We start from the raw sequence: 23,848 nt of genomic DNA, 5'->3' as shown, positions 1-23,848 counted from the left end.
ACGGCGCGCCGGTCAGTGGGCGCCGCGCGGTTCGCGGCCGCGCAGCACCGCGATCAGGCCCGCCAGCGAGACCACCGCCCACACCCCCTCCAGCAGCAGGAACCCCCACTGCGAGGTGAGCGCGGCGTCGGTGGCCAGGATCGCCGACCCGGCCAGGTTCGGCGCGAGGTACCAGCGCGAGTGTGCGCTGGTCCGCCCCCACTGGGACAGCGCGAACGGGATCAGCACGAGAACCGACCCGAGGACCTGGACGACCTGCTCCATCACGGCACACTCCTGACGAGGCTGCGTCGTCTGTCGGTCCGGGGACGGCGCGTCTCGTCCGGTGGCCCGCGGTCGCGGTCCGCTCCCAGGATGCCCGATCGCCGAACAGACATGCGAGAGTTGTCCGCCACGCTGTCCGCTGGGCGGACCGCAGGACCGGCCCGCACCGCGGTCGTGAAAGGATCCGGGGGAGGGCCTGGCGTTCCGGGCCCGGCAAGAGAGCCCGGTCGGGCCCGCGGCCCCTCCCCCAGCCTTCGGCCGGGAGGTACCCCCAATGCCGCCCGGCCCGCTGACGAAGGAGCACCGTTGGGAACGTTGCGCTGGCTGACGGCGGGGGAGTCGCACGGCCCCGCCCTGGTTGCCACCCTGGAGGGCCTGCCCGCGGGCGTGCCCGTGACCACGGCGGCGGTGGCCGACGCGCTGGCCCGGCGCCGGCTCGGCTACGGGCGCGGCGCGCGGATGAAGTTCGAGCAGGACCAGGTCACCTTCCTGGGCGGCGTGCGGCACGGCGAGTCGATGGGCTCGCCGGTGGCGATCATGGTCGGCAACACCGAGTGGCCCAAGTGGGAGCAGGTGATGTCGGCCGACCCGGTCGACCCCGAGGTGCTGGCCGGCCTGGCCCGCAACGAGGCGCTGACCCGCCCGCGCCCCGGCCACGCCGACCTGGCCGGCATGCAGAAGTACTCGATCGACGAGGCCCGCCCGATCCTGGAGCGCGCCTCCGCCCGCGAGACCGCGGCCCGGGTGGCGCTCGGCACGGTGGCCCGCTCGTTCCTCAAGGAGGTCTGCGGGATCGAGATCGTCTCGCACGTGGTGGAGCTGGGCGCGGCCAAGGCCCCGGCCGGCGTGCTGCCGCTGCCCGCCGACGAGGCCCGGCTCGACGAGGACCCGGTGCGCTGCCTGGACGCCGACGCCTCGAAGCGGATGGTCGCCGAGATCGACCAGGCCCACAAGGACGGCGACACCCTGGGCGGCGTGGTCGAGGTGCTGGCCTACGGCGTGCCGGTGGGCCTGGGCTCGCACGTGCACTGGGACCGCCGGCTGGACGCGCGGCTGGCCGCCGCCCTGATGGGCATCCAGGCGATCAAGGGCGTCGAGGTCGGCGACGGCTTCGAACTGGCCCGGGTCCCGGGCTCGCAGGCGCACGACGAGATCGTGCCGACCCCCGACGGCGTCAAGCGCACCTCCGGGCGCTCGGGCGGCACCGAGGGCGGGCTGTCCACCGGCGAGCTGCTGCGGGTGCGGGCGGCCATGAAGCCGATCGCCACCGTGCCGCGCGCGCTGCAGACCGTCGACGTGCGCACCGGCGAGCCGGCCAAGGCGCACCACCAGCGTTCCGACGTCTGCGCCGTGCCGGCCGCCGGCATCGTGGCCGAGGCGATGGTGGCCCTGGTGCTGGCCGACGCGGTGCTGGAGAAGTTCGGCGGCGACCACGTCACCGAGACCCGGCGCAACGTGCAGGGCTACCTCGACCACCTGATCGTCCGGTGACCGCCCCGGTGGTGGTCCTGGTCGGCCCGCCCGGAGCCGGCAAGAGCACGGTCGGCCGACTGCTGGCCGAGCGGCTCGGTGTCGTCTTCCGGGACACCGACACGGACATCGAGCAGCAGGACGGCAAGCCGATCCCGGAGATCTTCATCCAGGACGGCGAGCCGCACTTCCGCGAGCTGGAGCGCCGGGCGGTGGCCGACGCGCTGGCCGAGCACCCCGGGGTGCTCGCGCTGGGCGGCGGCGCGGTGCTGGCCGAGCAGACCCGCGAGCTGCTGCGCGGCCGCCCGGTGGTGTACCTGGAGGTCGCCCCGGCGGACGCGGTGCGCCGGGTCGGCCTGGACGCGCCGCGCCCGCTGCTGGCGGTGAACCCGCGTCAGCAGTGGCGCGAGCTGATGGAGCGTCGGCGCCCGCTGTACCTGGAGGTGGCGGCCGCGGTGGTGGACACCGGGGGCCGCACCCCGGAGCAGGTGGCCGAAGCCGTGCTGGAATCGTTGGAGCTGAAGGATCAATGACTGACACCGTCACCATCCACGTCGCCGGTTCGGCCGGCCACGAGCCGTACGACGTGCTGATCGGGCACCAGCTGCTGGGCGAGCTGGGCGGGCTGATCGGCACCCAGGCGCGCCGGGTGGCGATCATCCACCCGGAGGCGCTGGCCGCCACCGGCGAGGCCGTCCGCGAGGACCTGCAGGCCCAGGGCTACGAGGCGATCGCGCTCCAGGTGCCGAACGCCGAGGAGGCCAAGAGCGCCGAGGTGGCCGCGTTCTGCTGGTCCGCGCTGGGCCAGACCGGCTTCACTCGCACTGATGTGATCATCGGCCTGGGCGGCGGTGCGACCACCGACCTGGCCGGCTTCGTCGCCGCCAGCTGGCTGCGCGGGGTGCGCTGGATCGCCATCCCCACCACGCTGCTCGGCATGGTGGACGCGGCTGTCGGCGGCAAGACGGGGATCAACATCCCCGAGGGCAAGAACATGGTCGGCGCCTTCCACCCGCCGGTGGGCGTGCTGGCCGACCTGGCCACCCTGGAGACGGTGCCGGTGCACGACTACGTCTCCGGCCTGGCCGAGGTGATCAAGTGCGGCTTCATCGCCGACCCGGTCATCCTCGACCTGGTGGAGGCGGACCCCGAGGGCGCCAGGACCCCGGGCGGGCCGCACACCGTGGAGCTGATCCAGCGGGCCATCCAGGTCAAGGCCGACGTGGTCTCCGGCGACCTCAAGGAGGCTGGCCGGCGCGAGATCCTCAACTACGGCCACACCCTGGCGCACGCGATCGAGCGCAACGAGCGGTACAAGTGGCGGCACGGCGCGGCCGTCTCGGTCGGCATGGTGTTCGCCGCGGAGCTGGGCCGGCTGGCCGGGCGGCTGGACGACGCGACGGCGGACCGGCACCGCTCGGTACTGGCCTCGGTCGGCCTGCCGCTGACCTACCGGGCCGACGCCTGGCCGAAGCTGCTGGACGCGATGAAGATCGACAAGAAGTCCCGCGGCGACCTGCTCCGCTTCATCGTGCTGGACGGCCTGGCCAAGACCTCGGTGCTGGAGGGCCCGGACCCGTCGCTGCTGGTGGCGGCCTACGCGGAGGTGTCGGCCACGTGAGCCGGCCTTTCGGGCAGCGCGTCCTGGTGCTGAACGGCCCCAACCTCGGGCGACTGGGCAGCCGGGAGCCCGACGTGTACGGGGCCACCTCGTACGCCGGGCTGGTCCAGCGGTGCACCGCGCTCGGCAAGGAGCTCGGCCTCGAGGTGGAGGTCAAGGAGACCAACTCCGAGCAGCAGATGATCGAGTGGCTGCACTGGGCGGCGGACGAGCGGACCCCGGTGGTGATCAACCCCGGCGCGTTCACCCACTACTCGTACGCGATCCGGGACGCGGCCGCCCAGCGCACCGCGCCGCTGATCGAGGTGCACATCTCCAACCCGTACGCGCGCGAGGAGTTCCGGCACACCTCGGTGATCGCCGCGGTCGCCTCCGGCACCGTCGCGGGGTTCGGGATCGGCTCCTACGAGCTGGCGCTGCGCGCCCTGGCGGAGCAGCTCGCCACCCGCTGAGCTGGCGCCCCGGTTGCGGGCTGGGCTCGCCGCCGGGGCGCCGTGTAGTGTCCCGGGCGGGAGGTGTGACCGTGACTCAGCAGTACGGCCGGGAGGTGCCGCCGCGTCCGCCACTGCCGCCGGGCACGCCCGCGCCCGCCGCCGCCCAGCTGACCGCCGGTCAGCCGACCGGGGCTCAACTGCCGCCGCCACCGGCCGTCCCGCCACCGCCGGCGGTGCCGCCGCGGCGGTCGGTGAGCGCACCCAGCGCCGCGGTGCCGCCCGGCGGTACCGGCCACTTCGTGATGCCCACCGGTGCGCCGGTCCAGCTGCCCGCGGCCCCCTCGCCGCAGCCCGGGGCCCCGGCCGGTCCGCTCGCGGTGCTGCTGATCGGGCCGGCCGGCGCGGGCAAGACCACGGTGGCCCGGCACTGGGCCGAGCGGCGCACCACGCCGACCGCGCACATCAGCCTGGACGACGTGCGGGAGTGGGTGCGGTCCGGGTTCGCCAACCCGCAGTCGGGGTGGAACAGCGACTCCGAGGCGCAGTACCGGCTGGCCCGGCGCACCTGCGGGTTCTCCTGCCGCAACTTCCTGGCCAACGGCATCTCCTGCATCATCGACGACGCGGTCTTCCCGGACCGCCCGGCGATCGGCCTGGGCGGCTGGCGGCGGCACATCGGGCCCGGGATGATCCCGGTGGTGCTGCTGCCCGGGCTGGACTCGGTGCTGGCCCGCAACGCCCGCCGCAGCGGGACCAGGCGGCTGAGCGACGAGCAGGTGGCCCTGATCCACGGGCGGATGGCCGGCTGGTACAACTCCGGGCTGCCCATCATCGACAACTCCCAGCTCGACGTGCCGGCCACCGCCGAGGCTCTGGACCGGATCATCGCGGCCCGCCTGTCGGGCCGCCCGGTCCGCTGACCGGCGCGGGCCCCGCTCGCCACCTGGTCTAAGCTCGCCCGCATGCCCGAAGGCCACATCCTGCACCGACTCGCCCGTGAGCACCTGCGCCTGTTCGGCGGTGCGCCGGTCGCGGTGGCCAGTCCGCAGGGGCGGTTCGCCGCGGGGGCGAAGCTGGTGGACGGCCGGCCGCTGGAGCGGGCCGAGGCCGACGGCAAGCACCTCTTCCTCGGCTTCCCGCACGCCTGGCTGCACATCCACCTCGGCCTCTACGGCGTCGTCACCTTCGGTGCGGCGCCCGCCCCCGAGCCGGTGGGCCTGGTCCGGCTGCGGCTGGCGAACCAGGACCACTACGCGGACCTGCGCGGCCCCACCACCTGCGAGCTGCTCACCCCGGCCGAGAAGGACGCGGTGCACGCCCGCCTGGGCCCCGACCCGCTGCGCGCCGATGCCGACCCCGAGCGGGCCTGGCACCGGATCAGCCGCAGCCGCAGCACGGTCGCCGCGCTCCTGATGGACCAGAAGGTGCTGGCCGGCGTCGGCAACGTCTACCGCGCCGAGGTGCTGTTCCGGCACGGCATCGACCCGCACCGCCCCGGCCGCGAGCTGACCCGCGCCGAGTGGGAGCCGATCTGGCAGGACCTGGTCGAGCTGATGCGCGCGGGTGCCGAGACCGGCCGGATCGACACCGTGCGCCCCGAGCACACCCCCGAGGCGATGGGCCGCCCGCCCCGGGTGGACGACCACGGCGGCGAGGTCTACGTCTACCGCCGGGCCGGGCAGCCCTGCCTGGTCTGCGGCAGCGAGGTCCGCACCGAGGAGCACGCGGCCCGCAACCTGTTCTGGTGTGCTAGCTGCCAGCAGCGCTGACCGCGCGGGCCGGCTGCGCCGCCGAGGCCGCCACCAGGACGCTCCCCGGCCGCCCGAGGGCCGCCAGCCGCCGCCGGGCGCCGAGCCGCTGCACCGCGCCGACCGCCGTCACCCCGGTGCCCAGCGCCAGCCAGCCGAGCGGACCCGCCGTCATCACCACGCCGGTGAGCAGCAGCGGGCCGAGCGACTTCTGCACCGACTGGGACATCCCGGCCACCCCCAGGTAGGCCGCCTGCGCCTGGTCCGGGGCCAGGCTGACCGCCAGCTCCCAGGAGCTGACCGAGCGGATCAGCTCGGCCAGCGTGACCAGCACCGCCGCCGCCAGCAGCGCCACCGAGCCCCGTACCGCCCCGCCCCCGGTCGCGGCCGCCATCGCGGCGCAGGCGCCGAGCAGGGCCACCCCGTACCAGCCGACCGCGGTGGCCGCCCGGCGCGGTCCGTCGGTGCGGCGCGAGACCGGCAGCTGGAGGAACACCACCAGCACCGTGTTGAGGACCAGGAAGACCGGTACCAGGGCGTGCGGGGCCGCGGTGTGGTGGATCAGCCAGAGCGGCAGGCCGACGCCCAGCAGCGAGTCGTCCAGGCAGAGCGCGGTGTCCCGGAGCACGAAGAGCAGGTAGCCGCGGTCCCGCCAGGGGTTGGTCCCGGCCTGTGCCTGCTCGGCCGGGGCCGCCTGGGGGGCGGGCGGCAGCTCGCCGGTGCGCCAGGCGAGGAAGGCCGCGGCCAGGTAGGAGAGCCCGTTGGCCACGATCAGTGCGCGGTAGGCGTCGGTGGTCCCGACGGCGAGCCCGACCGCCGCCAGGCCGGCGCCGACCGCCGTGCCCGCGTTGGCCACGGTCCGGAAGAGCGCCTGGTAGGTGCCGCGCCGCTCGCCCGCCACCCGGGTGGCGAAGATCATCTCCAGCGTCTTGGCGCCGCGCTCGGCCAGGCAGGTGACGGCCACCACGGCCGTCAGTGCGGCGAAGCTGTGCACCAGCAGCATCAGCGCCATGGTGCCCACCCGCAGCAGGTGACTGCCCATCAGCAGGCCGCGCACCGGCAGCCGCCCGGCCAGCCGCCCGGCGACCGGCGAGCCCGCGATCCCGGCCACCGCCGCCACGCCCACCAGCAGGCCGACCTGCCGGGCGTCCAGGTGGCAGACGAAGGTGAAGTACAGCACCGAGGCGGCCGCCCACACCCCGCTCCCGGTCCGGTCCACCGCCTGCGCGGCCAGCATGGTCCGCGCATCGCGCCCGCCCGGCGGCCGCCGCAGCTGCGCCAGCAACCCGTCACCGCTTCCGTGCCGTGCCATCCTTCGGCCCCGTTCCCCGTCGTACACGATCATCGGGGAGCAGCCTCGCCGAGATGTCTCTTGATGTCAAGATAATTGATGTCGAGAGAAACATCGGATGCCGTGCGGGCGCCGGGTCCGGCCCGCATGGTGCTCAGCGCCGGCTGACCGGGGCCAGGTACGGGCGCGGGTCGGACCGGTGCCACCAGTGGCCGGTGGCGCGCCGTTCGGCGCGGGTGGTGAAGCGGTACCGGTAGCTGACCGCGCGGACCCAGTGCGGCGGCCGGTCGGGGAACGGGTTGTGCCGCAGCAGGCGCAGGGTGCCCCGGTCCCCGGCCGCCAGGCGCTCGGCGAACGGCCGCAGCCAGGGCCGCGCGTACTCGGGGGAGAGCGCGGCGAACCACATCAGCCAGTCCAGCCGCAGGTGGTAGGGGGCGTACTGGCGCGGGCGCCGGCTCAGCGCCCCCGGCTTGCCCTTGAAGCCGTACTCCCGCCAGACCGTGCGCTCGGTGAGCACCGCCTCCTCGGTGCCCTCCAGCACCACCTCGAAGCGGACCCGGCTGATGCTGCCGAACGCCCCGTAGGCGTTCACCAGGTGCAGCCGGTCGAACGAGTGGTTCATCAGCTGACGGCGCGACAGCAGGTTGCGGGCCGGCCGGTAGCTGAGCACCAGCAGCAGCGCGGTGCAGCCCAGGACCAGCACCTCGAACCAGAGCGGCGCCGCACCCATCGCCGACCGGCCCGAGCCGGGCAGCCGCAACGCCCCGAAGGCGAGCGCGATGGTGAGCCAGTTCAGCCAGGCGAAGTTGCCGGAGGCGACCAGCCAGAGCTGGGTGACGACCACCGCGCCGGCCGCCACCGAGGCGAACGGCTGCGGGGCGAACAGCAACACCGGCAAACCCAGCTGGGCCAGGTGGTTGGCGGCCGTCTCCACCCGGTGCAGTGGGGCCGGCAGGTGGTGGAAGTACCAGCTCAGCGGGCCCGGCATCGGCTGCGTCTCGTGGTGGTACCGCAGGCAGCTGAGATCCCGCCAGCAGGGGTCGCCGCGCAGCTTGATCAGCCCGGCCCCGAACTCGACCCGGAACAGCAGCCAGCGGTAGAGCAGCAGCACCGGCAGCGGCGGTGCGACCTCGGCGTTGCCGAGCAGGACCGCCAGGAACCCGGCCTCCAGCAGCAGGGACTCCCACCCGAAGGAGTACCAGGTCTGCCCCACGTTGACGATGGAGAGGTACAGCACCCAGAGCACCGCCCACAGCGCCATGGCCGCCCCGAGCGGCACCGCGTCGGCGGCGCCCGCCAGCACCGCCGCGGCCACCGCCGCGCCGCTCCAGGACACCATCGCGAACCGCCGGTCGGTGTAGCCCCACTGGAACAGGCTCGGCGCCTGGCGCCAGCCCCGCCGGCGCAGGTAGCGCGGCACCGGCAGCATCCCGTGCTCGCCGATCAGCGCCCGGAACTGCCGGGCCGCCGCGACGAAGCCCACCAGGTAGACGAGCGCCAGCAGCCGCTGCAGCACCAGCCGGCTGAGCGCGAAGTCGGGTGCGCCGAACCACTCCACCCCCTCAGCCAACCACCGCTCGCCCGCCCGGCGCAGCAGGACGGGCGTGGCGGCCTCGGCATCCCTAGGCTGGCCGACATGGCTGATGCGCACGCGGTCCGCAGGGAACGGCTCGGCGAGTACTGCAGCGCCGGCGGGGCGGACGCGGCACTGGTCACCAAGCCGGCCAACGTCCGCTACCTGACCGGCTGCGCGCCGTGCGGCGCCACCCTGCTGCTGACCCGCGAGCGCGCCCTGCTGGTGCTGCCGGCCGACCTGCCCCCGGACGACACCGGCGAGCACCCGTACGCCGTGGACCTGCCCCAGCTGGCCGCCCCGGGCGGGCGCGACACCGCCGAGCTGGCCGCCGAGGCCGCCGCCTCCTACGGCGTGGCCGACCTCGCGGTGGAGGAGCACGACCTGACGGTCAGTCGGCTGCGCGCGGTGCAGGCGCTGGCGCCCGGGGTGCGTTTCGGCGACCTCAACCGGGCGGTGGAGCAGCTGCGGGTGGTCAAGGACGAGCACGAGGTGGCCGACCTGCGGATCGCCGCCGAGATCGGCGACCAGGCGCTGGGCGAACTGCTGGAGTCGATCCTGGTCGGGCGGACCGAGCGGCACCTGGCGATGGAGCTGGAGCGCCGGATGATCGACCACGGCGCGGACCGGGCCGGGTTCCCGGTCTCGGTCGGCACCGGCAGCCACTCCGGCCGCCCGGTGCACCGGCCGACCGACCGGCGGGTGGAGGAGGGCGACTTCCTGACCGTCTCGCTGGGCGCCCAGTACCGGGGTTACACGGTCTGCTCGGCCCGCACCTTCGTGATCGGCGCGGCGCCGGCGGCCTGGCAGGTCGAGCTGCACCGGCTGGTCTTCGAGGCGCAGCGGGCCGCCCGGGAGGCGCTGGTCCCGGGCGTGTTGGCCGCCGCCCCGGACCTGGCCGCGCGCGAACTGCTGCGCGCGGCAGGGCACGTGGAGCAGCAGCCGCGGCCGTTCGGACACGGTGTGGGCCTGGAGGTTCGGGAGGCGCCGCAGCTTGGGCCCGGCGAGATGGGTAAACTGGACAATCGCGTGCCGGTCACCGTCGGTCCAGGGGTCCACCTCCCGGGTCGCGGCGGTGTCCGGATCGAGGACACGCTCGTGGTGCGTCCCGCGGAAGCGGGCGGGCCTGAGCTGCTCACCATCACCACCAAGGAGCTCCTCGCCCTGTGACCGCCCAGGCGGAGGCAGGACCGCACCCTTGGTTCCTTGACAGCTATATCAGGAGTAAGTGCGCCCGTGGCTTCCACGAACGATCTCAAGAACGGCATGGTTCTCAACCTGGACGGCAAGCTCTGGTCCGTGGTGGAGTTCCAGCATGTCAAGCCCGGCAAGGGCCCGGCCTTCGTGCGCACCAAGCTCAAGGAGGTCCTGACCGGCAAGGTCGTCGACAAGACCTTCAACGCGGGCGTCAAGGTCGAGACCGCGAACGTCGACAAGCGCACCATGCAGTTCTCGTACAAGGACGGCGAGAACTTCATCTTCATGGACATGGACACCTACGACCAGATCACGGTCGAGCCGGGTGTGGTCGGCGACGCCGCCAAGTACCTGCTGGAGGGCTTCGACGCCCTGGTGGCGCAGCACGACGGCGCCCCGCTGTACGTCGAGCTCCCCGCCGCGGTCGAGCTGGTCATCGCGGAGACCGAGCCGGGCCTGCAGGGCGACCGCTCCACCGGTGGCACCAAGCCGGCCACCCTGGAGACCGGCGCCGAGATCCAGGTGCCGCTCTTCGTCACCACCGGCGAGAAGGTCAAGGTCGACACCCGCGACGGCAGCTACCTCGGCCGGGTCAAGTAACCGTGGCCTCTGCACGCACCAAGGCGCGCACGCACGCCTTCCAGATCCTCTTCGAGGCCGACCACCGGGACGCCGACCCGCTGTCGGTGCTCGCCGACTGGGTGGCCCGGGGCCGGGACGCCAAGCCGGGTGACGGCGTCCCGCAGGTCGCCGAGTACACCATGGAGCTGGTCGAGGGCTACGTCCAGCACGCCCGCCGGATCGACGAGCTGATCTCGACCTACGCGGTCGGCTGGACGCTGGACCGGATGCCGCTGGTGGACCGCAACGTCCTGCGGATCGGTGCCTACGAGCTGCTCTGGGAGGACGGCGTCCCGGATGCCGTGGTCCTGGACGAGTCGGTGGAGATCGTCAAGGAGTTCTCCACGGACGACTCCCCGGGGTTCGTCAACGGCCTGCTGGCCCGGTTCCAGGAGAACAAGGCGGCGATCCGCCGCTGACCGCAGCGCGCCCGCACCACCGCGGCCGCCGGACGAGCTTTCCCCCTGCCTTCGGCCGGGGGGACCCTCCCATCCGGCGGCCGCGGTGCGTTCACCGACCGGCCCTGGGCCCGGTCGTCCCGGTGGAGTACGCTGCTTCCTACTCGTCAGTAACATCACCGGAAGGCGGCACCTCCATGACTCCCGCGAGCAGCAGTGAGTTCGACCAGGGCATCGCCCTGCGGCCGGACGGCGAGGCCGGCTGGTACCGCGGCGAACTGGGCGAGGGCTGGCAGATCGGCGGCGGGATCAACGGCGGCTTCCTGCTGGCCGCGGCCGCCAACGCGCTGCGCCAGGAGCTGCCGCAGCACCCGGACCCGCTGTCGATCAGCGGCTACTACCTCTCCGCCTCCACTCCGGGCCCGTACACGGTGCGCACCGAGGTGGTGCGCAAGGGCAACTCGCTCTCCAACGCGACCGCGGTGCTCTACCAGCAGGACGAGCACGGGCAGCAGGTGGAGCGGCTGCGGGTGCTGGCGAGCTACACCGACCTGGCCGCACTGGACGCCGAGGTGGGCACCGCGGCCGAGCCGCCGGCCATGCCGCCGCGCGAGCAGTGCATCGGGGCCGAGCACGCCCCGCCGCAGTTCGTCGAGCAGGCCGCACTGCTGCGCCGCTTCGACCTGCGGCTGGACCCGGCCTGCGTGGGCTGGGCGCTCGGGCAGCCGTCCGGCAACGGGCGGATCCAGGGCTGGTTCCGGCTGGCCGACGACCGCGAGCCGGACCCGCTGGCGCTGCTGCTGGTCGCCGACGCGCTGCCGCCGGTCACCTTCGACCTGGGCCGCCCCGGCTGGGCGCCGACCATCGAGCTGACCGTGCACCTGCGGGCGCTGCCGGCGGCGGGCTGGCTGCGGGTCTCGCACGCCACCCGGAACCTGGCCGGCGGGTACTTCGAGGAGGACTGCGAGATCTGGGACGAGGCGGGCCGCCTGGTCGCGCAGTCCCGTCAGCTGGCCCGCACGCCGCGCGCGAAGTAGACCGCGCCCTCCTCCGCGCACCACCGTGCGCGGGGGCGTGAACCCGGACGGCAACGGCGTGACCCCGAGGGGGTCACGCCGTGACGTTTCTTCAGGCGGGGCAACTGAGCCAGGCTCAGTTCGCCTCCTCCTCGCGCACCGCGCGGCGGGCGTCGGAGTTGAGCACGCCCCAGCTGATCAGCTGCTCGGTGAGGATGGACGGCGACTGGTCGTAGATCACGGCCAGGGTGCGCAGGTCGTCCTGGCGGATCGACAGCACCTTGCCGTTGTAGTCGCCGCGCTGGGACTGGATGGTGGCTGCGTAGCGCTGCAGCGGGCCGGCCTTCTCGCTGGGGACCTGGGTCAGTCTCTCCAGGTCCAGCACCAGGCGCGGCGGCGGCTCGGCCGCCCCGCCCGGGGTCCCGCCGGGCAGCAGCTCCTGGACCGGGACGCCGTAGAACTCGGCCAGCTCGGCGAGCCGCTGCACGGTCACCGCCCGGTCCCCACGCTCGTAGGAGCCGACGACGACGGCCTTCCAGCGCCCCTGGGACTTCTCCTCGACGCCGTGCAGGGAGAGCCCCTGCTGTGTGCGGATGGCGCGGAGTTTGCCTCCGAGCTGCTTCGCGTAGTCGCTGGACATTGTTCTCCCCGGACGAAGTGCGTGTTCGTGACGGTCACGGGGGAGTGGAGGGGTGCCCCTGCTTCCCAGTCGGCCTACTGGTGGGTAGGTCGCGCATTCCGTAACTCACTGTGAGGTTACGTAGAGTAAGGTAGCCGCGTCAAGCCGAATGGGGCAGTCGTGCGAATGGTCTGCTACCTCTGCGTGAACACGACACAACGCTCGGCGGGCGCCGCATGATCGCCCTGGTAGCATGTCCGAGGCCGCCAGTACGACCGGGCAGCCACCCTTCCAGGCATCCTTTAAAGCCCGTCCCGTGAGGCGGGGAAGGAGGTCCGCTTCGGCATGACCACTCAAAACGAATTGCCCCGCCCGCCGCACCAGGTGCTGGACGGCGCGGACATCACCCGGGTGATCACCCGGATCGCGCACGAGATCGTGGAGCGCGCCAAGGGCGCGGAGGACGTGGTCCTCCTCGGCATCCACACCCGCGGGGTCCACCTCGCCCGCCGGCTGCACGCCAGGCTGACGCAGATCACCGGCCGCGAGATCCCGCTGGGCACCCTCGACATCACCATGTACCGGGACGACCTGCGGCTCAAGCCCGCCCGCGCCCTGGAGCACACCGACATCCCGGCCGACGGCATCGACGGCCGGCTGGTGATCCTGGTCGACGACGTGCTCTTCTCCGGCCGCACCGTGCGCGCCGCGCTGGACGCCCTGGGCGACATCGGCCGCCCGCGCGCCGTGCAACTCGCCGTGCTGGTCGACCGCGGCCACCGCGAGCTGCCCATCCGCGCCGACTACGTGGGCAAGAACCTGCCCACCTCGCTGCGCGAGGCCGTGCAGGTCCGGCTCGCCGACACCGACGGCCAGGACGCCGTGCTGGTCGGGGACCGCGACCACGCCGCTCCGTCGCGCTCCGCGCGCCATGACAGCAGCTCCCAGGCGCTCGCCGCCGACCCGATCCACCCGGAGTAGACCCCGTGAAGCGCCACCTCGTCTCCGCCGCCGATCTCAGCCGCGACGACGCGCTGCTGATCCTGGACACCGCCGAGGAGCTGGCCCAGCTCTCCGGACGGGCCGTCAAGAAGCTCCCCACGCTGCGCGGTCGCACCGTCGTCAACCTGTTCTTCGAGGACTCCACCCGCACCAAGACCTCCTTCGAGGTCGCCGAGAAGCGGCTGTCCGCCGACGTGATCAACTTCGCCGCCAAGGGCTCCTCGGTCTCCAAGGGCGAGAGCCTCAAGGACACCGCGCTGACCCTGCAGGCGATGGGCGCCGACGCCGTGGTGATCCGCCACCACGCCTCCGGCGCACCGGCCCGCCTGGCCCAGTCCGACTGGCTGCACGGCAGCGTGATCAACGCCGGCGACGGCACCCACGAGCACCCCACCCAGGCCCTGCTGGACGCCTTCACCATGCGCCGGCACCTCAACCCGGGCCTGGGCAACGACCTGAGCGGCCGCCGGATCACCATCGTCGGCGACGTCCTGCACAGCCGGGTGGCCCGCTCCAACGTGCTGCTGCTCAAGACGCTGGGCGCCCAGGTCACCTTCGTCGCCCCGCCGACCCTGCTGCCGATCGGCATCGACAGCTGGCCCTGCGAGGTCTCCTACGACCTGGACGCCACGCTGGCCAAGACCGACGCGCTGATGATGCTGCGGGTCCAGCGTGAGCGGATGAACGCCGCCTTCTTCCCGACCGAGCGCGAGTACTCGCGTCGCTACGGCATGCACGGCGGCCGGCTGGCCAGGCTGCCCCAGCACGCCATCGTGATGCACCCGGGCCCGATGGTCCGCGGCATGGAGATCACCGCCGAGGTCGCCGACTCGCCCCGCTGCACCGCGGTCGAGCAGGTCGCCAACGGCGTCTCGATCCGGATGGCCGTCCTGTACCTCCTGCTCGGCGGGGCGACGCTCGCCGACACCCCCAGCACGAACCAGAGTGAGGCCGCGAAGTGAGTACGTACCTGATCCGCAACGCCCAGCTGCTCGGCGGCCCCGCGCAGGACATCCTGATCGACGGCGGCGTGATCCGGCAGATCGGCGCCGGCCTGACCGCCGAGGCCGAGGTGGAGATCGACGCCACCGGCCTGATCGCGCTGCCCGGCCTGGTCGACCTGCACACCCACCTGCGCGAGCCCGGCCGCGAGGACGCCGAGACGGTGCTGACCGGCACCCAGGCGGCCGCCAAGGGCGGCTACACCGCCGTACACGCGATGGCCAACACCTTCCCGGTGGCCGACACCGCCGGCGTGGTCGAGCAGGTCTGGCGGCTCGGCAAGGAGTCCGGCTACTGCGACGTGCAGCCGGTCGGCGCCGTCACCGTCGGCCTGGAGGGCAAGAAGCTCGCCGAGCTGGGCGCCATGCACGAGTCGGCGGCCGGCGTGCGGGTCTTCTCCGACGACGGCAAGTGCGTGGACGACGCGGTGATCATGCGCCGCGCGCTGGAGTACGTGAAGGCCTTCGACGGCGTCGTGGCCCAGCACGCGCAGGAGCCGCGGCTGACCGAGGGCGCCCAGATGAACGAGGGCCGGGTCTCCGGCGAGCTGGGCCTGGGCGGCTGGCCGGCCGTGGCCGAGGAGGCGATCATCGCCCGCGACGTGCTGCTCGCCGCGCACGTCGGCTCCCGGCTGCACGTCTGCCACGTGTCCACGGCCGGCTCGGTGGAGATCATCCGCTGGGCCAAGGCCAAGGGCTGGGACGTGACCGCCGAGGTGACCCCCCACCACCTGCTGCTCACCGACGAGCTGGTCCGCTCCTACGACCCGGTCTACAAGGTCAACCCGCCGCTGCGCACCGCCGAGGACGTGCACGCGCTGCGCAAGGCGCTGGCCGACGGCACGATCGACGCCGTCGCCACCGACCACGCGCCGCACCCGGCCGAGGACAAGGACTGCGAGTGGGCGGTCGCCGCGATGGGCATGGTCGGCCTGGAGACCGCGCTCTCGGTAGTCCAGCAGGCGATGGTCGACACCGGCCTGCTGAACTGGGAGGGCGTCGCGGACCGGATGTCGCACCGCCCGGCCCGGATCGGCCGGCTGGTCGGCCACGGGCGCCCCGTCTCGGTCGGTGAACCCGCGAACCTGGTGCTGTTCGACCCCGCGTACCGTGGCACCGTGAACCCCGACAGCTTTGCCACCCGCAGCCGCAACACCCCCTACCGGGGCCTGGACCTGCCCGGGCGGGTGCACGCCACCTTCCTGCGCGGGGTGGCCACCGTGCTGGCCGGCGAGCTGGTCGCACCGGAAGAGCTGGCGTGAGCGCGCGGAGCGCACTGACCGTCAGGGCGGGCAGTGACACCCTGACGGCCATGCAGAAGGCCAAGGTCAACGACTGGCCCACCCACATCGGCTGGATCGTGGGCCTGCTGATCCTGGTCGGCCTGGTCTACTGGCTGATGCGCCAGGGCTGGAACTGGCGGCGCACCCTGCAGTCCGGCCTGCCGGCGCTGCCCGCCGTGCCGAGCGAGCCCGGTGCCACCATCCTGGAGAGCGGCGGCCGCTACCACGGCAGCACCACCGCCGGGAACTGGCTCGACCGGGTGGTGGCCCACGGCCTGGGCACCAGGAGCCTGGCGGAGCTGACCCTGACGGAGCGCGGGCTGCTGGTCCGCCGCCCCGGGGACACCGACCTGTGGCTGCCCGCCGGGGAACTGACGGGGGCTCGGACCGACACCGGCATCGCCGGCAAGGTGGTCCCGGCGGGACTGATGGTGGTCGGCTGGCGGCTCGGGGAGCAGGAACTGGAGTCCGGCTTCCGGCTGGACCACCCGGACCGGCACCCCGAATGGGTCACCGCCATCGAAGACGTTGCAGTACGGACGAAGAAGACGGAAGGCGTAGCACCATGACCGCACCTGCCCCCACCGAGCCGCGCCCCTGGCGCGAACGCGTGCCCGCCGTGCTGGTCCTGGAGGACGGGCGCACCTTCCGCGGCCAGGCGTACGGCGCGGTCGGCGAGACCTTCGGCGAGGCGGTCTTCAACACCGGCATGTCCGGCTACCAGGAGACCCTCACCGACCCGTCCTACCACCGCCAGGTGGTGGTCATGACGGCCCCGCAGATCGGCAACACCGGCTGGAACGACGAGGACGACGAGTCCCAGCAGATCTGGGTCTCCGGCTACGTGGTCCGCGACCCGGCCCGGATCCCCTCCAACTGGCGGTCCAACCGCTCGCTGGACGCCGAGCTGGCCGCCCAGGGCGTGGTCGGGATCAGCGGCGTGGACACCCGCGCCCTCACCCGCCACCTGCGCGAGCGCGGCGCGATGCGGGTCGGCATCTTCTCCGGTGCGGCGGTGGCCGAGCCGGCCGAGCTGCTGCAGCGGGTGCTGCGGGCGCCGGAGATGAAGGGCGCCGACCTGTGCGCCGAGGTCGCCACCAACGAGCCCTACGTGGTCCCGGCGGTCGGTGAGAAGAAGTTCACCGTCGCCGCGGTGGACCTCGGGATCAAGGCGATGACCCCGCAGCGGATGGCCGAGCGCGGCATCGAGGTGCACGTGCTGCCGGCCAACTCGACCGCCGAGGACATCTACGCGGTCGACCCGGACGGCGTCTTCTTCTCCAACGGCCCGGGTGACCCGGCCACCGCCGACCACCAGGTCGCCGTGCTGCGCGAGGTGCTGGCCAGGAAGACCCCGTTCTTCGGGATCTGCTTCGGCAACCAGATCCTCGGCCGGGCGCTGGGCTTCGGCACCTACAAGCTCAAGTACGGCCACCGCGGCATCAACCAGCCGGTGCAGGACCGCGGCACCGGCAAGGTCGAGGTGACCGCGCACAACCACGGCTTCGCCGTGGAGGCCCCGCTGGACAAGGTGAGCGACACCCCGTTCGGGCGCGCCGAGGTCTCCCACGTCTGCCTCAACGACGACGTGGTCGAGGGCCTGCAGTGCCTGGACACGCCCGCCTTCTCCGTGCAGTACCACCCGGAGGCGGCGGCCGGTCCGCACGACGCCGCCTACCTGTTCGACCGGTTCGTCGAGCTCATGCGCGGCGACAACAAGCACAGCGCCGAGCTCATGGAGGGCCAGCGTGCCTAAGCGCACCGACATCAAGTCCGTCCTGGTCATCGGCTCCGGCCCGATCGTCATCGGCCAGGCTGCCGAGTTCGACTACTCCGGGACCCAGGCCTGCCGGGTGCTGCGGGCCGAGGGCCTGCGGGTCGTCCTGGTGAACTCCAACCCGGCGACGATCATGACCGACCCGGAGATCGCCGACGCCACCTACGTCGAGCCGATCACCCCGGAGATGGTCGAGAAGATCATCGCCAAGGAGCGGCCCGACGTGCTGCTCCCGACGCTGGGCGGGCAGACCGCGCTCAACACCGCGATCTCCCTGCACCAGGCGGGCACGCTGGACAAGTACGGCGTGGAGCTGATCGGCGCCAACGTCGAGGCGATCAACAAGGGCGAGGACCGGGAGCTGTTCAAGCACGTGGTCGAGGCCGTCAAGGCCAAGATCGGCTACGGCGAGTCGGCCCGCTCGGTGATCTGCCACTCGATGGAGGACGTGCTGGCCGGCGTCGAGACGCTCGGCGGCTACCCGGTCGTGGTCCGCCCCTCCTTCACCATGGGCGGCGCGGGCTCCGGCTTCGCGCACGACGAGGAGGACCTTCGCCGGATCGCCGGCCAGGGCCTGGCCCTGTCGCCGACCACCGAGGTGCTCCTGGAGGAGTCGATCCTCGGCTGGAAGGAGTACGAGCTCGAGCTGATGCGCGACAAGAACGACAACGTCGTGGTGGTCTGCTCGATCGAGAACTTCGACCCGATGGGCGTGCACACCGGCGACTCGATCACCGTCGCGCCGGCCATGACGCTGACCGACCGCGAGTACCAGATCCTGCGCGACATCGGCATCGCGGTGATCCGCGAGGTCGGCGTCGACACCGGCGGCTGCAACATCCAGTTCGCGGTCAACCCGGAGGACGGCCGGGTCATCGTGATCGAGATGAACCCGCGGGTCTCCCGCTCCTCGGCGCTCGCCTCCAAGGCCACCGGCTTCCCGATCGCCAAGATCGCCGCCAAGCTGGCCGTCGGCTACACGCTGGACGAGATCCCCAACGACATCACCGAGCAGACCCCGGCCTCCTTCGAGCCGGCGCTCGACTACGTGGTGGTCAAGGTCCCGCGGTTCGCCTTCGAGAAGTTCCCGAGCGCGGACGCCACGCTGACCACCACCATGAAGTCGGTCGGCGAGGCCATGGCGATGGGCCGCAACTTCCCCGAGGCGCTGAACAAGGCGCTGCGCTCGCTGGAGAAGAAGGGCTCCCAGTTCACCTGGGTCGGCGAGGTCGGCGACAAGGCCGAGCTGCTGGTCAAGGCCCAGGTGCCGACCGACGGCCGGATCAACACCGTGATGCAGGCGATCCGGGCCGGCGCCACCCCCGAGGAGGTCTTCGAGTCCACGAAGATCGACCCGTGGTTCGTCGACCAGCTGTTCCTGCTCGACGAGATCGCCCGCGAGCTGGCCGCGGCCGAGCTGCTCGACCCGGAGCTGCTGCGGCACGCCAAGCGCCACGGCTTCTCCGACCAGCAGATCGGCGAGATCCGCGGCCTCAAGCCGGACGTGGTCCGCGAGGTGCGGCACGCGCTCGGCATCCGTCCGGTCTTCAAGACGGTCGACACCTGCGCCGCCGAGTTCGCCGCCCGGACCCCGTACTTCTACTCGTCCTACGACGAGGAGAGCGAGGTCGCCCCGCGCACCAAGCCCGCCGTGATCATCCTGGGCTCCGGCCCGAACCGGATCGGCCAGGGCATCGAGTTCGACTACTCCTGCGTGCACGCCTCGTTCGCGCTGGCCGAGGCCGGCTACGAGACCGTGATGGTCAACTGCAACCCGGAGACGGTCTCCACCGACTACGACACCTCCGACCGGCTCTACTTCGAGCCGCTCACCCTGGAGGACGTGCTGGAGATCGTGCACGCCGAGCAGGCGGCCGGCCCGGTGGCCGGCGTGCTGGTGCAGCTCGGCGGGCAGACCCCGCTGGGCCTGGCCCAGGCGCTCAAGGAGAACGGCGTGCCGATCGTCGGCACCCAGCCCGAGGCGATCGACCTGGCCGAGGAGCGCGGCGCGTTCGGCCGGGTGCTGCGCGAGGCGGGCCTGCCGGCGCCCAAGCACGGCACCGCCTTCTCCTTCGCGGAGGCCAAGGCGATCGCCGACGAGATCGGCTACCCGGTGCTGGCCCGCCCGTCCTACGTGCTCGGCGGGCGCGGCATGGAGATCGTCTACGACGAGGCCAGCCTCGCCTCGTACCTGGAGCGGCACGCCGGTCTGATCTCCGAGCACCCGGTGCTGATCGACCGCTTCCTGGACGACGCGGTGGAGATCGACGTCGACGCGCTGTACGACGGCCAGGAGCTCTACCTCGGCGGCGTGATGGAGCACATCGAGGAGGCCGGCATCCACTCCGGCGACTCGGCCTGCGCGCTGCCGCCGATCACCCTGGGCGGCTTCGACAGCAAGCGGCTGCGCGCCTCCACCGAGGCGATCGCCGCGGGCGTCGGGGTGCGCGGTCTGATCAACATCCAGTTCGCGCTGGCCGGGGACATCCTCTACGTGCTGGAGGCCAACCCGCGCGCCTCGCGCACCGTGCCGTTCACCTCCAAGGCGACCGCGGTGCCGCTGGCCAAGGCGGCCGCCCGGATCTCGCTCGGCTCCACCATCGCCGAGCTGCGCGCCGAGGGCCTGCTGCCGGCCGAGGGCGACGGCGGCACGCTGCCGGCCGACTGCCCGATCTCGGTCAAGGAGGCCGTGATGCCGTGGTCGCGGTTCCGCGACATCCACGGCCGCGGGGTGGACACCGTGCTCGGCCCGGAGATGCGCTCGACCGGTGAGGTCATGGGCATCGACAAGGTCTTCGGCACCGCCTACGCCAAGGCCCAGGCCGGCGCCTACGGCGCGCTGCCGACCAAGGGCAAGGTCTTCGTGTCGGTGGCCAACCGGGACAAGCGCAACCTGGTCTTCCCGGCCCGGGCGCTGGTCGAGCTCGGCTTCGAGGTGCTGGCCACCGGCGGCACGGCCGAGGTGCTGCAGCGGGCCGGCATCCCGTCCACGCTGGTGCGCAAGCACAGCGACGGCGAGGGCCCCAACGGCGAGCGGACCGTGGTGCAGCTGATCCACGACGGCGAGGTCGACCTGATCATCAACACCCCCTACGGCACCGGCGGCCGGATGGACGGATACGAGATCCGCACCGCGGCGGTCTCCCGCGGAGTGCCGTGCCTGACCACCGTGCAGGCGATGGGCGCGGCGGTGCAGGGCATCGACGCGCTGGTGCGCGGCGAGGTCGGGGTGATGTCGCTGCAGGAGCACGCGGCGCTGATCAACGCCGGCCGCAAGTAGCACGATCCTGAAGGGGAGGCATCCGTCGCCGGATGCCTCCCCTTCCCATGCGAGGAGCCCTGTGTACAAGATCCTGTTCAACCTGGTCTTCCGGAAGATGGACCCGGAGAAGGCGCACCACCTGGCCTTCTTCTGGATCCGGCTGGCCGCCTCGGTGCCCGGTCTGCGGCAGCTGGCCGCCCTGGTGCTGGCCCCGCGCGACGCCGCGCTGCGCAGCACCGCGCTCGGGCTGGACCTGCCCGGCCCGTTCGGACTGGGCGCCGGCTTCGACAAGAACGCGATCGGCATCGACGGCCTGGCGATGCTCGGCTTCGACTACGTCGAGATCGGCACCGTGACCGGCGAGCCGCAGCCGGGCAACCCGCAGCCGCGGCTGTTCCGGCTCGTCGAGGACCGGGCGCTGATCAACCGGATGGGCTTCAACAACCAGGGCTCGGCCCGGATCGCGGCCCGGCTGGCGAAGCGTCAGCGCGGCTCGCTCTCCCCGGTCGTCGGGGTCAACATCGGCAAGACCAAGCTGGTCGAGGAGGCCGACGCGGTCGCCGACTACGTGAAGAGCACCGAGCGGCTGGCCGCGCACGCGGACTACCTGGTGGTCAACGTCTCCTCGCCGAACACCCCCGGGCTGCGCAACCTGCAGGCCGTCTCGGTGCTGCGCCCGCTGCTGACCGCGGTGCGCGCGGCGGCCGACGCGGCCACCGCGCACCACGTGCCGCTGCTGGTGAAGATCGCGCCCGACCTGGCGGACGAGGACGTGGACGCGGTCGCCGACCTGGCGCTGGAGCTGGGGCTGGACGGGATCATCGCCACCAACACCACGATCGGCCGGGACGGCCTGCTGGCGCCCGCCGACGCGGTCCGGGCGATCGGGCTGGGCGGGCTGTCCGGGGCGCCGCTGAAGGACCGCTCGCTGGAGGTGCTCAAGCGGCTGCGCCGGCGGACCGAGGGGCGGCTGGTGCTGGTGTCGGTGGGCGGCATCGAGACCGCCGAGGACGCCTGGCAGCGGATCCTGGCCGGTGCCGACCTGGTCCAGGGCTACAGCGCCTTCGTCTACGAGGGCCCGTTCTGGATGCGCCGGGTCCACCGGGGCCTGAGCGCCCGGCTGCGCCGCGCCGGCTACCGCTCGCTGGCCGAGGCCGTCGGCGCCGACGCCTGACCCTGTTCTTCCGGAAAGGAAACCTCCTATGACCACCCCCTTCGGCGCCCGGTTGCGCCACGCGATGGACGAGCGCGGCCAGCTCTGCGTCGGCATCGACCCGCACGCCGAGCTGCTCACCGCCTGGGGCCTGGGCGACGACCTGGCGGGCCTGGAGACCTTCAGCCGCACCGTGGTCGAGGCGCTGGCCGACCGGGTCGCGGTGCTCAAGCCGCAGGCCGCCTTCTTCGAGCGGTTCGGCAGCAAGGGCCTCGCGGTGCTGGAGACCACCGTGGCCGAGGCCCGGGCGGCCGGCGCGCTGGTCCTGATGGACGCCAAGCGCGGCGACATCGGCTCCACCATGGCCGCCTACGCGCAGGCCTTCCTCTCGCCGGCCAGTCCGCTCTTCTCGGACGCCGTGACGGTCAGCCCCTACCTGGGTTTCGGCTCGCTCCGGCCGGCCCTGGACCTGGCCCGGGCGAACGGCTGCGGCGTCTTCGCGCTGGCCCTGACCTCCAACCCGGAGGGCTTCGAGGTGCAGCGCGCCACCGGCCCGGACGGCGTGAGCGTGGCCCAGCAGGTGCTGAACCGGCTGGCGGCGGAGAACGCCGGTGCCGAGCCGCTCGGCTCGTTCGGTGCGGTGGTCGGCGCCACCCTGGCCGACGCGGGCGCGGACCTGGCGATCAACGGCCCGCTGCTGGCCCCCGGGATCGGTGCGCAGGGGGCCACGATGGCCGACCTGCCGCGGGTGTTCGGCGCCTCGGTGCGCGACGTGGTGCCCAGCGTGAGCCGCGACGTGCTCAAGTACGGTCCTTCGGTCACCGGCCTGCGGGAGGCCGCGCAGCGCTTCGTGGACCAGGTCCGGGCCGTCGGCGGCATGTGACAGCGGTCACAATCTTTTGCCGAAGAGGCCCCAAACCGGGCCGATTTCGCCCGAAAAGTCCTGGCCCACCTGTGCTGACCAGGACTTTTCGGCTTCTTTTCCTGACGCGGGCGCCCAATCCGGGTAGTGTCCGGCGATAGGTGCCCAACGCAGGGGTATCTCGTTGCTCTCGCAGGTCAGAGCGGCTAGGTTCCACTGCGGCCGCAGCCCGGGATTGCGGTAGCACCTGCGCACGACCAATGTCCTAGCACTTCATTTCCTTCCAGACCCTGAGGTGAACGGCGTGGCTCTTCCGCCCCTTACCCCTGAACAGCGCTCCGCCGCGCTGGCCAAGGCCGCCGAGGCTCGCCGGGAGCGCGCCGAGGTGAAGAACCGGCTCAAGCACTCGGGCGCTTCCCTGCACGAGGTGATCAAGGCCGGCAAGGCCGACAACGAGGTCATCGGCAAGATGAAGGTCTCCGCACTGCTGGAGAGCCTGCCCGGTGTCGGCAAGGTCCGTGCCAAGCAGATCATGGAGCGTCTCGGCATCAGCGAGTCCCGCCGGGTCCGTGGCCTCGGTACGAACCAGATCGCCTCGCTGGAGCGCGAGTTCGGCGGTACCCAGTCCTGACTCGGGCGCCGGTGCGCCCCGGTGGTCCCGGTACTGTCCGGGATCCGGGATAATCGGTGCATGAGTGAACGTCCGCGGCTGACCGTGCTCTCCGGCCCCTCCGGGGTCGGCAAGAGCACGGTCGTCGCTCATATGAGGCAGCAGCACCCCGAGGTCTGGCTCTCGGTGTCGGCGACCACCCGGCGTCCCCGGCCAGGCGAGCAGGACGGGGTCCACTACCACTTCGTCGACCACGACGAGTTCGACAAGCTGGTCGCCAACGGCGAACTGCTGGAGTCGGCCGTCTTCGCGGGGAACCGGTACGGCACCCCGCGCGCCGCGGTGGAGCAGCGGTTGGAGCGCGGCGAGCCCGTGCTGCTGGAGATCGACCTGCAGGGAGCCCGCCAGGTCCGGCAGTCCATGCCGGAGGCGCAGCTGGTCTTCCTGGCGCCCCCGAGCTGGGAGGAGCTGGTCCGCCGGCTGACCGGCCGCGGCACCGAGCCGCAGGAGGTCATCGACGAGCGGCTGGCCGCCGCCCGGGTCGAGCTGGCCGCGGAGCCGGAGTTCGACACCACACTGGTCAACACCTCCGTCGAGCAGGTGGCGGCCGAGCTGCTAACGTTGCTCGGTGTAGTCTGACCTTTTC

24 protein-coding genes are annotated in these 23,848 nt (G+C 72.7%); 20 read left to right on the top strand and 4 right to left on the bottom strand.

The window, feature by feature from the left end:
* Positions 1 to 12: 12 nt before the first annotated feature.
* On the bottom strand, positions 13 to 264 hold the full coding sequence (locus tag C7C46_RS22815) for a CBU_0592 family membrane protein (RefSeq protein ID WP_110671769.1): 252 nt from the start codon (positions 262 to 264) through the stop codon (positions 13 to 15).
* Between the two features lie 306 nt (positions 265 to 570).
* On the opposite strand from C7C46_RS22815, the gene aroC reads away from it, so the two are divergent.
* The 6 genes from aroC to C7C46_RS22785 all read left to right on the top strand — a co-directional run bounded on the left by aroC (position 571) and on the right by C7C46_RS22785 (position 5,558).
* Positions 571 to 1,755 carry a chorismate synthase gene (gene aroC / locus C7C46_RS22810; RefSeq protein ID WP_110671768.1) on the top strand — a complete coding sequence of 395 codons (1,185 nt, stop codon included), beginning with the start codon at positions 571 to 573 and terminating at the stop codon, positions 1,753 to 1,755.
* Positions 1,752 to 2,267, top strand: coding sequence for a shikimate kinase (locus C7C46_RS22805; RefSeq protein WP_110671767.1), 516 nt, complete (start codon positions 1,752 to 1,754; stop codon positions 2,265 to 2,267). The genes aroC and C7C46_RS22805 overlap by 4 nt, the downstream gene beginning before the upstream one ends.
* The gene (gene aroB / locus C7C46_RS22800; RefSeq protein ID WP_110671766.1) at positions 2,264 to 3,355 is read left to right on the top strand and encodes a 3-dehydroquinate synthase; all 1,092 of its coding nucleotides are present in this window, start codon (positions 2,264 to 2,266) and stop codon (positions 3,353 to 3,355) included. Before C7C46_RS22805 ends, aroB begins: the two co-directional genes overlap by 4 nt.
* A complete protein-coding gene (aroQ, locus tag C7C46_RS22795; protein WP_110671765.1) occupies positions 3,352 to 3,807 on the top strand; it encodes a type II 3-dehydroquinate dehydratase in 456 nt (151 codons plus the stop codon). Before aroB ends, aroQ begins: the two co-directional genes overlap by 4 nt.
* A 71-nt stretch (positions 3,808 to 3,878) precedes the next feature.
* Positions 3,879 to 4,709, top strand: coding sequence for an AAA family ATPase (locus C7C46_RS22790; RefSeq protein ID WP_245984719.1), 831 nt, complete (start codon positions 3,879 to 3,881; stop codon positions 4,707 to 4,709).
* A 42-nt stretch (positions 4,710 to 4,751) separates the two neighbouring features.
* Complete coding sequence (locus C7C46_RS22785) at positions 4,752 to 5,558, top strand: Fpg/Nei family DNA glycosylase (RefSeq protein WP_110671764.1); 807 nt, start codon at positions 4,752 to 4,754, stop codon at positions 5,556 to 5,558.
* Here the strand turns inward: C7C46_RS22785 and C7C46_RS22780 are convergent.
* Entirely contained in the window at positions 5,539 to 6,849 is a 1,311-nt protein-coding gene (locus tag C7C46_RS22780) for an MFS transporter (RefSeq protein WP_181442472.1), read from the bottom strand. The two genes, C7C46_RS22785 and C7C46_RS22780, sit on opposite strands and share 20 nt — an antisense overlap.
* Positions 6,850 to 6,982: 133 nt before the next feature.
* Positions 6,983 to 8,386: a lipase maturation factor family protein gene (locus tag C7C46_RS22775; RefSeq protein ID WP_110671763.1), complete on the bottom strand. Its 1,404-nt coding sequence runs from the start codon at positions 8,384 to 8,386 to the stop codon at positions 6,983 to 6,985.
* A 78-nt stretch (positions 8,387 to 8,464) separates the two neighbouring features.
* Here C7C46_RS22775 and C7C46_RS22770 point away from each other — a divergent pair, with 78 nt between their 5' ends.
* The 4 genes from C7C46_RS22770 (at position 8,465) to C7C46_RS22755 (ending at position 11,654) form a co-directional block, all read left to right on the top strand.
* A complete protein-coding gene (locus C7C46_RS22770) occupies positions 8,465 to 9,571 on the top strand; it encodes a M24 family metallopeptidase (RefSeq protein ID WP_110671762.1) in 1,107 nt (368 codons plus the stop codon).
* A 66-nt stretch (positions 9,572 to 9,637) separates the two neighbouring features.
* The gene (gene efp / locus C7C46_RS22765; RefSeq protein ID WP_110671761.1) at positions 9,638 to 10,198 is read left to right on the top strand and encodes an elongation factor P; all 561 of its coding nucleotides are present in this window, start codon (positions 9,638 to 9,640) and stop codon (positions 10,196 to 10,198) included.
* Positions 10,199 to 10,200: 2 nt separating this feature from the next.
* A complete protein-coding gene (gene nusB / locus C7C46_RS22760) occupies positions 10,201 to 10,638 on the top strand; it encodes a transcription antitermination factor NusB (protein ID WP_110671760.1) in 438 nt (145 codons plus the stop codon).
* A 176-nt stretch (positions 10,639 to 10,814) separates the two neighbouring features.
* A complete protein-coding gene (locus C7C46_RS22755) occupies positions 10,815 to 11,654 on the top strand; it encodes a thioesterase family protein (protein ID WP_110671759.1) in 840 nt (279 codons plus the stop codon).
* A 115-nt stretch (positions 11,655 to 11,769) separates the two neighbouring features.
* Here C7C46_RS22755 and bldD read toward each other — a convergent pair whose 3' ends face one another.
* A complete protein-coding gene (bldD, locus tag C7C46_RS22750) occupies positions 11,770 to 12,273 on the bottom strand; it encodes a transcriptional regulator BldD (RefSeq protein WP_110671758.1) in 504 nt (167 codons plus the stop codon).
* 324 nt (positions 12,274 to 12,597) lie between these two features.
* Between bldD and pyrR the strand changes: the two genes are divergently transcribed.
* From pyrR to gmk, 10 genes are all read left to right on the top strand, one after another.
* Positions 12,598 to 13,233 (top strand): bifunctional pyr operon transcriptional regulator/uracil phosphoribosyltransferase PyrR, encoded by a 636-nt coding sequence (pyrR, locus tag C7C46_RS22745; RefSeq protein ID WP_110671757.1) that lies wholly within the window; start codon positions 12,598 to 12,600, stop codon positions 13,231 to 13,233.
* A gap of 5 nt (positions 13,234 to 13,238) precedes the next feature.
* Positions 13,239 to 14,216, top strand: coding sequence for an aspartate carbamoyltransferase catalytic subunit (locus tag C7C46_RS22740; RefSeq protein ID WP_110671756.1), 978 nt, complete (start codon positions 13,239 to 13,241; stop codon positions 14,214 to 14,216).
* The gene (locus C7C46_RS22735) at positions 14,213 to 15,517 is read left to right on the top strand and encodes a dihydroorotase (protein WP_110671755.1); all 1,305 of its coding nucleotides are present in this window, start codon (positions 14,213 to 14,215) and stop codon (positions 15,515 to 15,517) included. Before C7C46_RS22740 ends, C7C46_RS22735 begins: the two co-directional genes overlap by 4 nt.
* A 50-nt stretch (positions 15,518 to 15,567) precedes the next feature.
* On the top strand, positions 15,568 to 16,107 hold the full coding sequence (locus tag C7C46_RS22730; RefSeq protein ID WP_110671811.1) for a PH-like domain-containing protein: 540 nt from the start codon (positions 15,568 to 15,570) through the stop codon (positions 16,105 to 16,107).
* Entirely contained in the window at positions 16,104 to 17,294 is a 1,191-nt protein-coding gene (gene carA / locus C7C46_RS22725; RefSeq protein ID WP_110671754.1) for a glutamine-hydrolyzing carbamoyl-phosphate synthase small subunit, read from the top strand. The genes C7C46_RS22730 and carA overlap by 4 nt, the downstream gene beginning before the upstream one ends.
* Positions 17,287 to 20,595, top strand: a complete 3,309-nt coding sequence (gene carB / locus C7C46_RS22720; RefSeq protein ID WP_110671753.1) for a carbamoyl-phosphate synthase large subunit — start codon at positions 17,287 to 17,289, stop codon at positions 20,593 to 20,595. The genes carA and carB overlap by 8 nt, the downstream gene beginning before the upstream one ends.
* A 61-nt stretch (positions 20,596 to 20,656) precedes the next feature.
* Positions 20,657 to 21,751 (top strand): quinone-dependent dihydroorotate dehydrogenase, encoded by a 1,095-nt coding sequence (locus C7C46_RS22715; protein ID WP_110671752.1) that lies wholly within the window; start codon positions 20,657 to 20,659, stop codon positions 21,749 to 21,751.
* A 28-nt stretch (positions 21,752 to 21,779) separates the two neighbouring features.
* Positions 21,780 to 22,613: an orotidine-5'-phosphate decarboxylase gene (pyrF, locus tag C7C46_RS22710; RefSeq protein ID WP_110671751.1), complete on the top strand. Its 834-nt coding sequence runs from the start codon at positions 21,780 to 21,782 to the stop codon at positions 22,611 to 22,613.
* Between the two features lie 283 nt (positions 22,614 to 22,896).
* Positions 22,897 to 23,223, top strand: a complete 327-nt coding sequence (gene mihF, locus C7C46_RS22705) for an integration host factor, actinobacterial type (RefSeq protein ID WP_110671750.1) — start codon at positions 22,897 to 22,899, stop codon at positions 23,221 to 23,223.
* A gap of 60 nt (positions 23,224 to 23,283) precedes the next feature.
* Positions 23,284 to 23,841 (top strand): guanylate kinase, encoded by a 558-nt coding sequence (gene gmk / locus C7C46_RS22700; protein ID WP_110671749.1) that lies wholly within the window; start codon positions 23,284 to 23,286, stop codon positions 23,839 to 23,841.
* Positions 23,842 to 23,848: the final 7 nt, after the last annotated feature.

Source organism: Streptomyces tateyamensis (assembly GCF_003205575.1).
Classification (GTDB): Bacteria; Actinomycetota; Actinomycetes; order Streptomycetales; family Streptomycetaceae; genus Kitasatospora; species Kitasatospora tateyamensis.
Note: the sequence above shows the minus strand (reverse complement) of the source record. Positions and strands in the feature narration are given on the sequence as shown.

Coding starts and splice junctions, on each gene's coding strand:
- C7C46_RS22785 (WP_110671764.1), top strand. CDS start 4,752: ATGCCCGAAGGCCACATCCTGCACCGACTCGCCCGTGAGCACCTGCGC.
- pyrF (WP_110671751.1), top strand. CDS start 21,780: ATGACCACCCCCTTCGGCGCCCGGTTGCGCCACGCGATGGACGAGCGC.
- carA (WP_110671754.1), top strand. CDS start 16,104: ATGACCGCACCTGCCCCCACCGAGCCGCGCCCCTGGCGCGAACGCGTG.
- C7C46_RS22730 (WP_110671811.1), top strand. CDS start 15,568: ATGCAGAAGGCCAAGGTCAACGACTGGCCCACCCACATCGGCTGGATC.
- C7C46_RS22815 (WP_110671769.1), bottom strand. CDS start 264: ATGGAGCAGGTCGTCCAGGTCCTCGGGTCGGTTCTCGTGCTGATCCCG.
- pyrR (WP_110671757.1), top strand. CDS start 12,598: ATGACCACTCAAAACGAATTGCCCCGCCCGCCGCACCAGGTGCTGGAC.
- C7C46_RS22770 (WP_110671762.1), top strand. CDS start 8,465: ATGGCTGATGCGCACGCGGTCCGCAGGGAACGGCTCGGCGAGTACTGC.
- C7C46_RS22780 (WP_181442472.1), bottom strand. CDS start 6,849: ATGGCACGGCACGGAAGCGGTGACGGGTTGCTGGCGCAGCTGCGGCGG.
- aroB (WP_110671766.1), top strand. CDS start 2,264: ATGACTGACACCGTCACCATCCACGTCGCCGGTTCGGCCGGCCACGAG.
- bldD (WP_110671758.1), bottom strand. CDS start 12,273: ATGTCCAGCGACTACGCGAAGCAGCTCGGAGGCAAACTCCGCGCCATC.
- C7C46_RS22755 (WP_110671759.1), top strand. CDS start 10,815: ATGACTCCCGCGAGCAGCAGTGAGTTCGACCAGGGCATCGCCCTGCGG.
- gmk (WP_110671749.1), top strand. CDS start 23,284: ATGAGTGAACGTCCGCGGCTGACCGTGCTCTCCGGCCCCTCCGGGGTC.